This is a genomic window from Micromonospora sp. NPDC049799 (assembly GCF_040656655.1).
Lineage (GTDB): Bacteria > Actinomycetota > Actinomycetes > Mycobacteriales > Micromonosporaceae > Micromonospora.
Map to the genome: position 1 here is coordinate 14,951 of NZ_JBFAMU010000014.1, position 13,301 is coordinate 28,251.

The 13,301-nt window shown below is 70.7% G+C and carries 12 protein-coding genes and 1 pseudogene; 3 read left to right on the plus strand and 10 right to left on the minus strand.

What is annotated here, in order from left to right; translation table 11 throughout:
- Positions 1–20: 20 nt before the first annotated feature.
- The gene (locus AB0I76_RS02895) at positions 21–1,187 is read right to left on the minus strand and encodes a CapA family protein (protein WP_357029054.1); all 1,167 of its coding nucleotides are present in this window, start codon (positions 1,185–1,187) and stop codon (positions 21–23) included.
- 56 nt (positions 1,188–1,243) lie between these two features.
- On the minus strand, positions 1,244–1,906 hold the full coding sequence (locus AB0I76_RS02900) for an adenosylcobinamide amidohydrolase (protein WP_357029057.1): 663 nt from the start codon (positions 1,904–1,906) through the stop codon (positions 1,244–1,246).
- A gap of 217 nt (positions 1,907–2,123) precedes the next feature.
- Here AB0I76_RS02900 and AB0I76_RS02905 point away from each other — a divergent pair, with 217 nt between their 5' ends.
- Entirely contained in the window at positions 2,124–2,801 is a 678-nt protein-coding gene (locus AB0I76_RS02905) for a Crp/Fnr family transcriptional regulator (protein WP_007073398.1), read from the plus strand.
- Between the two features lie 64 nt (positions 2,802–2,865).
- On the opposite strand, the gene AB0I76_RS02910 is transcribed toward AB0I76_RS02905, so the two are convergent.
- The 8 genes and pseudogenes from AB0I76_RS02910 to AB0I76_RS02945 form a co-directional block, all read right to left on the minus strand.
- Positions 2,866–3,654 carry a M15 family metallopeptidase gene (locus tag AB0I76_RS02910; protein ID WP_357029062.1) on the minus strand — a complete coding sequence of 263 codons (789 nt, stop codon included), beginning with the start codon at positions 3,652–3,654 and terminating at the stop codon, positions 2,866–2,868.
- A gap of 12 nt (positions 3,655–3,666) precedes the next feature.
- Positions 3,667–4,083 carry a hypothetical protein gene (locus AB0I76_RS02915; RefSeq protein ID WP_357029065.1) on the minus strand — a complete coding sequence of 139 codons (417 nt, stop codon included), beginning with the start codon at positions 4,081–4,083 and terminating at the stop codon, positions 3,667–3,669.
- Positions 4,084–4,628: 545 nt separating this feature from the next.
- Positions 4,629–5,006, minus strand: a pseudogene (locus tag AB0I76_RS02920) (DUF6114 domain-containing protein); the annotation flags it as partial.
- Positions 5,007–5,024: 18 nt separating this feature from the next.
- Complete coding sequence (locus AB0I76_RS02925; protein WP_357029068.1) at positions 5,025–5,636, minus strand: DUF6230 family protein; 612 nt, start codon at positions 5,634–5,636, stop codon at positions 5,025–5,027.
- Between the two features lie 278 nt (positions 5,637–5,914).
- Complete coding sequence (locus AB0I76_RS02930) at positions 5,915–6,400, minus strand: poly-gamma-glutamate biosynthesis protein PgsC/CapC (protein ID WP_357029071.1); 486 nt, start codon at positions 6,398–6,400, stop codon at positions 5,915–5,917.
- Complete coding sequence (gene pgsB, locus AB0I76_RS02935; protein ID WP_357029074.1) at positions 6,397–7,638, minus strand: poly-gamma-glutamate synthase PgsB; 1,242 nt, start codon at positions 7,636–7,638, stop codon at positions 6,397–6,399. The genes AB0I76_RS02930 and pgsB overlap by 4 nt, the downstream gene beginning before the upstream one ends.
- Position 7,639: 1 nt before the next feature.
- Positions 7,640–9,793, minus strand: a complete 2,154-nt coding sequence (locus AB0I76_RS02940; RefSeq protein WP_357029077.1) for a HAMP domain-containing protein — start codon at positions 9,791–9,793, stop codon at positions 7,640–7,642.
- A 244-nt stretch (positions 9,794–10,037) separates the two neighbouring features.
- The gene (locus AB0I76_RS02945) at positions 10,038–11,915 is read right to left on the minus strand and encodes a gamma-glutamyltransferase (RefSeq protein WP_357029080.1); all 1,878 of its coding nucleotides are present in this window, start codon (positions 11,913–11,915) and stop codon (positions 10,038–10,040) included.
- A 386-nt stretch (positions 11,916–12,301) separates the two neighbouring features.
- Between AB0I76_RS02945 and AB0I76_RS02950 the strand changes: the two genes are divergently transcribed.
- Positions 12,302–12,946: a TetR/AcrR family transcriptional regulator gene (locus tag AB0I76_RS02950; RefSeq protein ID WP_357029083.1), complete on the plus strand. Its 645-nt coding sequence runs from the start codon at positions 12,302–12,304 to the stop codon at positions 12,944–12,946.
- Positions 12,947–12,974: 28 nt separating this feature from the next.
- On the plus strand, positions 12,975–13,301 hold a 327-nt coding region (locus tag AB0I76_RS02955), incomplete at its 3' end, for a maleylpyruvate isomerase family mycothiol-dependent enzyme (protein WP_357029086.1).

Genomic DNA, 13,301 nt, shown 5'->3' on the forward strand with positions numbered 1-13,301 from the left:
GGCGGCGACGCGTCGGCGGTTCAGCCGCCCGCCGGCGGGCTGATCTTCCCGGAGTCGTCGAACCGCGCCCCGGTCTTCGGGAAGTCGTCGGCGCTGAGGTCCCGCACCAGGCCGAGGCCCCGGTCGTCGGCGTCCATCGTCGGCTTGCCGGCGTCGTTCATGTACGTCGAGACGAACGAGCCGCCGGCCCACGTCCCGTCCGGCTCCAGCGACACCTTGAGCACCCCGCCCCAGCCGAGCCGGCCGTCGTTGTTGAGCGAGTTGCCCCCGCCGGCGAAGTTGCCCAGGCTGTACGCGATCAGCCGGCCCTTGTAGAACTCCATGCCCCGCAGCACGTGCGGCCCGTGCCCGACGATCAGGTCCGCTCCGGCGTCGATCATCGCCTTGGAGAACTTCACCGGGTCGCCCCGGTTCTCGCCGAGGAAGATCTCGCTGCCCGGCTCGACCCGCGTCATGGCCGCCCCTTCGGCGCCCATGTGCACCTGCACGACCACCACGTCGGCCATGCCGGCCGCCTCGGCGATCACCTTCTTGGCCGCGGGGATGTCGGTCAGCGGGTTGGACCACACGTACGAGGAGAAGCCGGCCACCGCGACCTTCACGCCCTTGACGTCGACCACGGTGATCTGGTCGGGCGCCCCGGTGTGCGCGAGGTCGTACTTCTCCAGCGCGGCCTGGGTGTTCTCGTAGCCCTTCGGCCCGTAGTCGTAGCCGTGGTTGTTGGCCTGGTTGAGCAGGTCGAACCCGGCGTCCTTGAGGTGCGCCGCGTACTCCGGCGGGGCCCGGAACTGGAAGCAGCGGGTCGAGTTGGGGCCGCACTTGCCGGTGCCGGTGTCGACCGTGAGCGGCTCCTCCAGGTTGCCCATGACCAGGTCGGCCGCGAGCGCCTTCTTGACAGAGTCGAAGAAGCCCTTGCCGCCGTTGGAGGGCAGCCGGTTGGGCGCGTTGCCCATGATGATGTCGCCGGTCGCGGACAGGGAGATCGCCGCCGCGCCGTCCGGCTCGGGGGCGCCGCTCGTGGCGACCGGGGCGCCGGTGCCACCGCCACCCGCCCCGGGTTGCCAGACCGCGCCGGCGTCGGGCTCTTCCCCGGCACAGCCGGTGGCGAGCAGGGCCGACAGCAGCACACCCACCGCGAGCGCCAGGCGGCGACGCGGGCGGGTCGGAAGGGAGGCGGCAGAGTACATCGCCCGCGACCCTACCGGGCGGTCGGCGCGCCCACGAGAGCCGATCGGTGCGAGATTCAGCCCGCCAACCGGTCCGACCACGGGACCACGGTGCCGACGCCCCCGGCGGTGACGGCGGCGTGCACCGCGCGGGCGAGCGGTGCGCCCCAGGTCGAGCGCGGCCCGCCGTACGCCGACTCCGGCCCGTCGGTCGGGCAGAGGACGGTGACCGCGTCGGTCGGGGTTCCGGTGCCGGGCAGCCCCAGCTCGGCGATGGCCTGGACCTTCGCCTCGGTCGCGGTCGCCACGGCGTTGACCAGGGCCGCGACGGAGAGCCGGGCCGGCACGTACGCCACGATGTTGACCGTTCCCACCCGCTGGGCCAGCGCGGCCGGCGGTGGCGCGGCCGCCTGGACCGGCGTGCCCAGCCCGACGGTGGCCCACACCCGGACGCCGCCGTCGTCGCGGCCCACCACCTCCGCCACGTCGACACCGGTCAGCAGGCCGACCCCGGGCCCGCCGAGGCCGAGCTGGTCGGCGAGCCGGGCCAGGTGGTCGGCCGGGTCGTCCCGGTCGTACGACATGGGCACGGTCGCGTTGACCACCCAGTTCCGCGGACCGAGCCCGCCGCCGAGTGGCGCGGAGCTTACGGCCAGTAGCGGGTGCGCGAGGCGCCAGACCAGCATCGGCACGTCCCGCCCGTCCTCGCGGCGGGTGGTCAGCAGGGGGTCGCTCAGCACGTGATGACCCTACGACCTGCGTGTTCGCCGGGGGACCGGCACCCGGGCGGGCGCGCGATGGTACTGCCCGACGACGTCCGGGGGGTTACGTCCACCGATCAAGATTCCAGGGGTGCACCTCTGATCGCCGCTCACGTGCGCCTAGACTGGCCACGCGCGAGGGATCAGCGGACGGCGGACCCGGCCGACGGACGGCACGCGCAGGCGGAGGTGCGCGATGGACGAGGTACTGGCCCGCAGCGGGATCTTCCAGGGCGTCGACCCGGAGGCTGCCGAGGCGCTCGCCAAGGAGATGGAGACGATCGAGGTCCGCAAGGGCGAGGTCGTCTTCAACGAGGGCGAGCCCGGCGACAGTCTCTATATCCTGCTGTCCGGCAAGATCAAGGTCGGCCGCCGGGCGGCGGACGGCCGGCAGAACCTGATCGCGGTCATGGGGCCGTCGGACATGGTCGGTGAGCTGTCGCTCTTCGACCCGGGTCCACGTACGGCGACCGCCACGGCGGTGACCGACACCCGCCTGGTACGGCTGCGCAAGCAGGCCCTGCGCCCATGGCTGAACAACCGGCCGGAGATCGCCGAGCAGCTGCTGCGGGTCCTGGCCCGGCGGCTGCGCCGGACCAACGACTCGTTGGCCGACCTGATCTTCACCGACGTGCCCGGCCGGGTGGCGAAGAACCTGCTCCAGATGGCCGGCCGCTTCGGCACCCGCGACGGGGGCGTCCTGCGCGTCACGCACGACCTCACCCAGGAGGAGATCGCCCAACTCGTCGGCGCCTCCCGGGAGACCGTCAACAAGGCTCTGGCCGACTTCGCCTCGCGCGGCTGGCTCCGGCTGGACGGCAAGAGCATCATCATCCTCGACCCCGAGCGCCTGGCCCGCCGCGCCCGCGTCTGACCCGTACGGCATCGTCCGGCCCGGACCGTTCCACGGTCCGGGCCGGACGTGCCCGCGTCACCGGTCAGCGCGTCGAGGACCGGGCCACCGGCAGATCGAAGTACCTGTCGGGCCACGGCTCGTCGCGGTGACGGAAGTGCCACCACTCGCTGTCGTAGTTGACGAAACCGGCGTCGGACATCAGCCGCCCGAGCATGCGGCGGTTGTCCCGCGCCGGACCGGTCACCTCGGTCGACCCGGTGTGTGCGAGAGGGTCGAAGCAGTCGAAGCCGGTGCCCATGTCGACGCTGTTGTCGGGGAACCGTTGTCGCTGCGGTGCGATGCAGGAGACCAGCGGCTGTCCCGGGCCGAAGGCCGGTTGGCTGCGGGGCGGCACGTCGACCAGGGTGATGTCGACCGTACTGCCCCCACTGTGGGACGTCGGTGCGCCGATGTAGCCCCTGGCGAAGAGGTCCGATTTCGCCACCCGGGGATGGAACTCGGCCCGCATCCGGTCCTGCCCCGGTTGCCGGGCCCAGGTGATGAAGTCGTCGACGGCCCGCTGCGGGCGGTAGCAGTCGTACACCTTGAGGCTGCGCCCCTGAGCGAGCGCGGCGTCCTGCGCTCTGCGCAGCGCCTCTGCCGCCGTACGGGTGAGAAGGCAGAGCGGTTCGGCATAGCCGGCAACCGGTCGACCCACGAAGTTGTGTGCCGTCGCGTACCGGATGTCGGTGAGGATGCGCGGGTCGACGTCGGAGAGGACCACGAACCGGGCCTCACGGTGTGCCGCCGCGGGCAGCGTGGCCCCGGCGGTCGGGTGGTGGGGACCGACGGCGGCCACCACGACGAGCAGGATCGCGAGTGCCGTCCGCATACCTTCTGTCTATCAGCCACCACCGCGATTCCGTGGGGGTATCGGGGTCCCGCCCGCGCGGTCGAGGGTCGCACCCGTACTGACCACGCCACCCTTGATGAAGGCCACGTCGATGGCCGGCTCGGCAAGGGTCGCCGAGGCGAAACGCATTGATGCGAGTGGATCAGGCACGGGCAGGTCGGGCCGCAGGGTGATCTCGATGCCCAGCAGACGGCCGACGAGACGCGTGGCGTAGAAGGCGGCCCCGTCCTGCACGGTCAACCGGCTGGCCGGCGCCGGTGGTCGCCGGGTAGATCCTGCCGCACCGGACGGTTCCAGGTGGAACTCGTCGACCACCGCACGCTGCGCCGTGAACTTGAAGACCGTGAGGGGGCCGTCAGCGGTGGGAAGGTCGACGACGCCCTCGAGTCGTAGGTCGGTCATCGTCATCTGGGATCCACTCAGCCGCCGGGGTCTGGCCGCCACCAGTGGCTGTCCCGGATCGAGGGTGATCCGCGGCCACGGCGTCGGCCGAGGGCTACCGGTGGAGGGAGCGGGGGACGGCGTCGCGCAGCCCGCCGGCGGTGTCGACGGCGGAGGGCCGACCGTGCCGGCCGGCGGTGGCGCCGGGGCGCAGGCCAGGGCGGATCCGGGCCCGGTCAGCGTCGCCGCGGCGGAGAGGCCCAGCAGTCCCAGGAGCACCGCGACGATCGGCAGGTCCCGTTGCCAGGGCGCCGAGGGTACCGTCGGCTGAGCCACCCGCCGGCCGCCCCTGCTCGCCATCAGCCGTCACGCGAAGGCCGGTTGCCCGCGCCCGGCCCCTCGGAGGCGGTGTCGTCGTGGGCCGGAGCATCCTGGTCCGGCCCGGCGGCCCGGTCACCATCCGGCCGATCGTCGGTGGACGTCCCTGGGTCCGGCTCGCCGTCGGCATCCGAACCATCGTCGGCCGCCGCGCTCTCGGACGGCGCCGGACCGGCCGGCTGTCTGCCCGGCATCCAGGCGAACCCGAGGCCGCTCCCGATCGTGCCGAGCACGGCACCGAGGAGGAAACCGCCGAGGTTGACTCCGATCAGGCTGTAGACCGCGGCCACCACGGCGACCACCGCGTAGAGGACCCGCTGCTGCGGAGTGACCCACATCAGGAGCCCGCAGGTGAACAGGAGGACGGGTATCAGCCAGGACAGGAAGCCGGTCGGACCCAGCTGGAGAGTGAGGTTGCTGAACGACATCTGGGTCGTGCCGAAGATCTCCAGACCGGCCAGACCGGTCAGGAGCCCGCCCCAGAATGGCCGGCTCCGGCGCCAGCGGCGGAAGGCATCCCACGGACCGAGGTACCGGTTGAACCGGATCCGACGCGGTTTGGCATCTGCCACGTGCACCCCCTGTCAGGCTCAGAAGCATTCCTTCGCGGCTTCCCCGACGTTGACCTTCAACTTGAGTCCGCGGAGATTGAACGTCCCTGCCTGGGTCGCCCGGGCCACCTGGCGGAGATTCGTGATGGTGACCGCGTCGGCCTGCTGGCCGAAGGTCCCCGGTTCACCCCTCGCGCCCGGAGGGCCACCCTCCAGCGTCGATGCGTCCTGCCCGATGTTGATGTTCTGGAACACCACGTCGCCCTCCAGCGACACCGCGTCGACCACCAGATCGCTGGCGGTGGCGGGCCTGCCGTCGCCACCCGCCCTGATGGTCAGGACCACGGGGATGCCGGGAGACTTGACCGACTGGCAGAGGTCCACGAACTCGGCCTCGCGGATGCCCGTCACCGCCACCGGATTCCTCGTGCCGTCGACCTCCTGGGCGACTCCCCCGTACTGCACGAAGCCCTCGCCCCGCAGTTCGGTGGCGGACACCTTGAAGGTCTGGCCGGACACCGCGAACGACGCCGCCACCGCGCCGCTCGAAATGCCGAACACGACGGCGGTTGCCACCGCAGCGGCCGGTACCGTCATCGCGGCGAAGCGCCGCCACCGGGTGCGGCCTGGATTCTCGTACTGATCCTGCACGATTCCTCCTCGGTGTTACCGCGCGGAGTGGCCGGACAGGTTGGCGTACCCACATCTGACTCGTCTACCGCTGGCTGCGGAGGCATTTGCGCTGCCAGCGCCCGCCTGTCGACCGCGACGGAGGGCTCACCTCGGACGCTACCAGCGCTCGCCGAGCTGTCACTCGAAGTGACGAATGTCGGCGGTCGCCGCGTTGTCGACCTCTCGAAGGTGTCCGGCGGGAAGCGGTGGCCATGCCGCTCCTGTGGTGGTCGAGCCTCTTTTCGGCAACCAGCCGATCACGTCACCGGCACGAAGCCCGCCACGACCCCGCTGTACGCCAGGCCGAACGTGATTCCCGTGACCACGACGGTCGCCAGGACGGTCGCCTTCGGTGGCTGACGCACCAGCTGGTACGCGATCAGCCCGGGAATGACGAAGCCCAGCGTCTGATGGGCGAACAGCAACGGCAGGTCCCGTTGCACGATGACGAAGAGGGTGAGCTGCAACAGCACGCTGAGCAGCACGATCGCCGCGAAGAGCCGTTTTCCGTAGAGGATGACCACCCGCTGGAGCACGAGAGTGAGCAGGTAGGTCAGGATCGTCATCCCGAAGATGATCACCGCTTGCAGCTGGTCCTCGATCAGGGTCAGGGCGATCCAGCCCGGTGTGATCATGCCGCCGGGCGAGAGGTTCGTGGTCAGGTAGCACAGCAGCGCGAACACCAGCCCGATACCGAGGCTCGCGGTCGCCAACTGAGCGCTGAGTTCACCACCGAAGTTCATCGGTCGATCCTTTCCCCGGTCGTCTTCGGGAGCATGGAGGCGGATGGTGAGCCGTCCTCGCAGGTCCAACCCGGCAGGCCCGCCAGTTCGTGGATCAGCACCTCGCCCTGCCCGTGGATGTTTCCGACGGCGACGATCGAGGAGTCGGCCGGCGTGGCCTCCGTGACCGCCTTCAGCAGCGAGTCGGGGGCGAGCTTGCCCCCGATGTCGACGATGCGGTCCTGGAGCTCCGCCGGCACCCGCATTCGCGCGCTCTTGGTGACCTCGCCGATCAGGACGATCTTCTCCGGCTGCACGCGGCCACTCATGTCGCCCATCTGACCGTTGCGTTCGATCCGGTCCGGCCGGCAGTTGATGACCATCGTCAGGGGGCGGGTGATGAGCCGCTGGTCCTGCAACTGCTGGATGTTCATGAGCGTGGACTCCGGGTCGTTGGCGGCGAAGACGTTGGCGAACCGCAGCTTTTTTCCATCACTGATGACGCGCGCCACGGACAGCGCGCCGGGGTCGGGCGGCGCCTCCCACATGCCCTTGAGGGCACTGTGTCGATCGACGCCCAACTGTTCGGCCACGGCCAGGGCGATCGCGACGTTCTCCTTGAAGGTGATCCACCCGAAACCGTCCATCTCCTTGTCGGTGACCGATTCCGGGTCGATGGCGATGAGGTGGCAGTCGCGCCGGTCCGCCTCCTCCTGCAGGATGTCCAGGCGATCGCGCTCGGCGGTGATGCAGATCCCGCCCACGGGCATGGACCTGCTCAACGATCGCGCGACGTCGTCCAGGGTGGGTCCCATCTCGGCGAGGTGGTCCTCCCGGACGTTGCAGAGCACTCCGATGTTCGAGCGGATCAGCTTGCTCTGGTTGGTCTCCTGCAGCGCGGGCATCACGGCCATGCACTCGATGACCAGGGCATCCGGGTGGTAGACGGCTGCCCGGCGAACGATGCCGATCTGCTCGACCACGTTCGCGATGCCGAACTTGCGGTGGACCGGCTCCTCCGTGGCGTCGGGGAAGATGAAGCGGGCGGCGGTTCCGGTGGTCTTGGCCACCACCGTGCGGCCACCGCCACGGAGGGCGCCCGCACACAGCCGCGTGATCGAGCTCTTGCCCCGGATGCCGTTCACCAGCACCCGGTTCGGGATCCTGGTCAGGTTGCGGTAGTGGTTACGTTGCTCGACGACCCCCCCGACGAGCAGAGCCAGGCAGCAGAGAACGAGTACGAGGTAGAGGTACGCCACGTCAGCTCCTCTCCTTTCGGTCGGCGTGCTCCGGGCCGGTTCGCGGCGGAACCTCGGGAAGCACGGCGGTCGCGTCGTGCTCCGGGCCTCGCAACCGGGTGGCGCCGCCCAACCGGGACGAGCCAGCCTGACGTACCTGCCGGCAGACCTCGAGACAGACGGCCAGAGCGCCGATGTCGTCATGCCGTTGCGGCGGGATGGGCGTGTCGAGCGATCCGGCAGTGATCTTGTCGGCCGAAGCGGCCAACCGTCGGAGGGGACGTGCGAACAGGAAGTACTGCCACACCTGCGTGAGCGCCACGACGCCGGTTACCGCGGCGGCGACGAGCAGCGTCCACCGTCGGCCGTCACTCTGTGGGAGTCGCAGTCCGTTCAGGTCCTGCTCCACGACGAGTGACCACTTCAGACCGCTGACCGTGTTCGGTGTGTTCAGGCCGGCAGCGGCGATCAGGGCCGGGGTTCCGTCCGGCTTCGTGGCCCGACCGACCGTTCCCCCCTCCAACGACCGGGCCGCCGCACCGCGCGCAGTCCCCTCCAACTCCTCGAAGGCCTGAAACCCCTCCGAGTCGAACACCGTCCGCAGGTCCTCGTCGACGACCCGCACCTGTCCGTCGACCGCGCGCAGCATCTCCAGCAGGTAGTCGATGTTGAACTCGCCGACGGTCGCGACACCGTTGGCTCCGACCTGGAAGGCGTACACCACCGGCAGCCGCGCGACCTTGTCGTCGAGGTCGATGCCCCCCGCACCCTTCAGCGGCTCCTTGCGGAGCGGCTCCCGTCCGGCGGACGTCACCGTCTTCCCGTCCGCCCCGATCAGGTACAGGCTGCGGAACCGCTGCCGGTCGGCGAGCTCGTGCTCGAGCATGGGCTTCACCTGCTCGGGGCTGCCGGCTTCGGCTGCCTGGGAGGTGCGGATGACCGTCTCCAGACCATTGTTCAGCGCCTTGCCCAGCAGCGTGCTGGCCGCCTCCGCGCGGCTCTCCTCGTCCCGCACGAGCTGTTGGGGCAGTGACGGCTCCGGTTCACGCAGCGTGGCCGCCGCCGCAGCCGCCGGCCAGAGGAGCGCCACCACGGTGGCCAGGGCGAGGCCCTGGGTCACCGTCGGCCGCCAGCGCCACGCCCGTCGCCCGGTGCCTTCCCCGGACGGATCGCCCGGCGGAGGACCGAGCGCCCGCGCGATGCGGTGGGCCTCGGCCACCAGCAGCGGCCTCCGCCGGTCGGGCACGGATCCGCACGCTATGTCCTTCGCCTGGGCGAGCAGCGACCGTACGGGGACGACCAGGGCCAGCCGCATCAGGAGAAAGCTCGGTACGGCCATGAGCAGCAGCGTCACGCCGATGAGCACCCCGCGCGGGAGCGAAGTGCCGCTCATCTCGTCGGCCACGATCATCGTCGCCAGCGTCGCGCCGGTCTCGCCGACGGGAGCGGAGGACACCACCAGTTGCTTGTCCGGCCATTCGGCCACCCGGACCGGGCGGCCCTCGCTGGACGTCGAACCCGCCAGACCACGGAAGACCACCGGCAGGTGGACCTGGTCGACGGCGCTGACGCCCTGCATCAGGGTGCTCTTGCCGTCCGGCGTGAGCACGAAGACGCCCTGCCGGGCGCTGGGGTTGAGCCGCAACTCGTCCACGTCGAGTGGTTGGACCGCGAGCAGGGTCCGGGAGCCGTCCAGCGCGAGGCCGCGCACCAGCGCGGGACCGTCGGCGGTGGTGACCGGGAAGGTGCCGCTGGCCGGCAACACCGGCGGGAGGAGTTCGAGCGGCAGCCCGGGACCGTGGGTCGCCAGCGGGCGGCGGGACGCCGTCTCGACGATCGCGGCCCCGTTCCAGGTCGATCCGTCACCCACCACCTGCTTGAGCAGCTCCGGGTCGGGCGTGGCCGGGTTCCTCGCCGCGATCCGTTGGTCGAGTTCGTCGATGGAGTGCTGGATGGTCAGCCGGGTGCTGGCGGCCACCTTCGACACGTTGTCGCGCTGCGAGTCGATCACCGCCGGGGGCACCGCGCGTTGGCTGTGAATCGCGAACCCCAGGACGATCCCCGCGGACAGGACCATGGTCGCCCACAGGTAGAGCAGGGACGGCCTGGCGGAGCCGGCGGGAAACCCGGCGGCGGGCAACTGTTGGTCGAGTGCTCGTCTCCGCCACGCGAACATCTGCTCCTGCGGCAGCGCGTTGGCGTCAGGTGTCGGGGCCGAGGCTCGGCCGCGATGCCTGTCCTGGTCAGTCCGCCGGTCCGGCGCGGACTGATCATCTCCGCCCGTGCTGCTCATGGCGAATTCCTCCCTGACGCGATCTCGGAACCAACGCCGTCTCGATCATGGGATGCGGTGGGGTGAGGAGGGCTCACCCCACCCAGGTGAATCCGTACCGTTCGGAAACGCGGGGTCCTGGAACGGGTCAACCGCCGACCGCGGCCCCGTCGCGCCGTTGGTCCGCCGCGCCGAGCAGTTGGTCTCCGCGTACCTGAATGGCGGTGAGGCCGCTGTCCAACGCGATCACCCGGGGACAGGGATGCTCACGCTCCACGAGGGTGGTGATCCGCAGAGCGACCCGTCTGTCGGCTTCGATCTCCGACGGAGCCCCCCTGACTCCGTCGCAGTCGCGGGTGAGGTCCTGCCCGCTGTAGTGCCCCTGATCGATGGCCTCCGCAGGAGTCTGTCCGTCGACGAGCACCCCGACCAGGGTCTGCGCCACGTAGTCGGGAATGTGCGAACCACCGGCGGCGCCCACCACGAGACGGAGTTCCCGCCCCTTGTCGTCGAGGACGAGCGTCGGGGCCATCGAAGCGGTGGGGCGCTTCTTCGGTTGCATCACGTTCACCGGCTTGCCGGGTGAGACGGACGAGGTGTCGGTGAAGTTGTTCAGCGCGTTGTTCAGGATGATCCCGCGCGCCTCCAGGTGCGACCCGAAGTGGCTGTTGTTGGTCGTCGTCATGGAGATCGCGTCGCCCTTGGCGTCGACGATGCTGACGTTGCTCGTCGGATCGCCGACGTCCGTGGTGGGCGGTTGGTCACCGACCTCAGGCGCCGTCGGCGGTATCCCCGGCGGATCCCCGGGTTCCACTGGGTCGACCGCGCGATCCGGGGAGATGAGGGCGAACCGCGAGTCGAGATAGCGAGGCTCGAGCAGTCCCTCCACAGGCACCCCGTTGAACTCGGGGTCACCGACGTAGGCCCGGCGATCGAGGTTGGAGAGCCGGCTGGCGTCGATCGACAGGTGGATACGATCCGGCGAACCGGGCTTCGTCCTGCCCACCTGACCGCGTTCGAGCAACGCGAGCTGTTGCAGCACCGCGATTCCCCCGAACGCCGCGGGCGGTGAGGTGCAGACCGACGCACCGAACGCATCGCGGCACACCTCGGTCCGCTCCACCGGCGTGTACTCGGCGAAGTCCTCCACGGTCATCAGACTGGGGATCACGACGGGACCCGCCGTGTTGCCCTTGAGCTTGATCTCGTCCCCGGTCACATGCTTCACGATCGCCGGGGCGATGGTGCCGTTCGGGTCGTAGAAGGCGGTGGCGCCCCCGTCCCGGACCTCGCGCAGGACCTCGGCGATCTCCGGATTACGGATCGTCGTCCCCACCGGTTTCGGCTCGTCACCGTCGCAGTACCGGGGGCGCAGTTGGGGATAGTTGCACCGTTTCCGGCCGTTGAAGCGCTCCTCGAAACCACTGTTCAGGTTCGCGGACATCGGAAAACCCTCCGCGGCCAGCCGGATGGCGTCGTCGAAGAGTTCGTCCCACGGAAGTTCTCCGTACTCCGCGTGCACGTCCCCCAGTACCCGGAGCGTGCCCGGAACCCCGAACGACCGCCCGGTCGCGGACGCCGCGGTGGGGAAGCGGTCGGTCCGCAACGCCCGACGCTCCTCCTCCGTCGGTGTCCTCAGGTTCTCCGTCACGTTGGCGGGTGCCCGGGACATGCCGTCGAAGAACCGGACGTCGCGCTCGTCCGCGTTCCAGTAGTTGATGAGGGTGCCCCCGGCGAGCCCGGAGGCGTGCGGCTCGACCACGGCCAGGACGGCCTGGACGGCCACCGCGGCGTCCGCCGCCCGTCCACCCTTGGCGATGAGGCGGCAACCGGCCTGCGCGGCGAGTGGGTGAGCGGCCGCCACCATGAACGCGCCCCCGGTCGCGTCCGCCTCCCGTCCGGCGGGGTTCGCGCACACGTCGGCGGGCACGGCCGGCGCGCGCGCTCCCGCGGGCCCGGCCACCAGGGCCAGGTTGAGGGCGAGCGCCAGGGCGAAGACCGAGTGGAACACCTTGCGAGCGGTCACAGGAGATCCTTTCGACATTTCACCGTGGGACCGGCGCACTGGTGACGTGCCGGACGGCGGATGCTTCTCACGAGAAGCCACATACGCACGGTTTACGAACGATGTCGCTGATGTCGCCGGTATGCGTCGCGGATATCCGCGTGGTCGTCCGGTACGGAGCGATCGGTCCCGAGGAACTGCCGGTTTGCGTTGTCGTCGGCTTCCGCAGCGGGAGCAGGGCATATAGCAGCATCATGAGCGGCGGGCGGGTGACGGCGCTGGTAATCGTCGGAAGTCGTTCGCTCCGGGGTGCGAGTGTCGTGAGTGACACGAGGATCGGTGGGAGCGCGGCCGGAACAAAAAAAATCAGTCTTGACTGTTTGTTTGCGCCGCGGCACGCTGTCCCCGTGCCCACCGCATCGACCCGCGTCCCTCAACAGGAGCGCAGCCGCGCCACCCAGGCCCGGCTGCTGGAGGCGACCGTCGAGTGCCTGGTGGAGCACGGCTGGTCGGGCACGACGACGACCGTGGTCGCGGCCCGGGCAGGCGTCTCCCGGGGCGCCCAACTGCACCACTACCCCACCAAGGCCGCGCTGGTGACCGCCGCGGTCGCGCACCTGGCCGAGCGGCGGGCCGAGGAGCTGCGCACCGAGGCGTTGGCCCTGCCGGCGGGGCCGCAGCGGCTGGACCGGGTGATCGACCTGCTCGGTGCGGCCTTCACCGGGCCGCTCTTCGTCGCCGCCCTGGAGCTGTGGGTGGCCGCCCGCACCGACCGGGAGCTGCGCGAGGCCCTGGTGCCGCTGGAGGCCCGGGTCGGGCGCGAGATGCACCGGCTGACCGTCGGCCTGCTCGGCGTGGACGAACGCCGTCCGGGCGTACGGGAGGCGGTCCAGGCGACCCTCGACCTGCTGCGCGGGCTCGGCGTGGCCAACCTGCTGAGCGACGACTCGTCCCGCCGTGCCGCGCTGCTGCACACCTGGAAGCGCCAGCTCGCCACCGTGCTCACCCCCGAGAACCGCACCCCCGAGAACCTCGCGCCCCACCAACGCTGACCGGCCGCCCGCACCCCCCGGAGGCACCATGGTCGACCTGAAGGACCTGCTCACGGACCTGACCGACGAGTCCGAGGACCTGGACGCCCTGGTCGCCGGCAGACCACCGGAGGACTGGGCGCGCCCCACGCCGGCTCCCAGGTGGACGGTCGGGCACCAGATCGCACACCTCGCCTGGACCGATCACGTGGCGCTGCTGGCCGCCACCGACGTGGAGGCGTTCTTCGCCTCGGTGACCTCCGCGCCCGACCCGGGCCGGCTGGTCGACGACGGTGCGGAGGAGTTCCTGTCCCCGCCCCCCGACCTGCTGGCCCGGTGGCGAGCCGGCCGCGCCGCGCTGGCCGCCGCGCTCGCC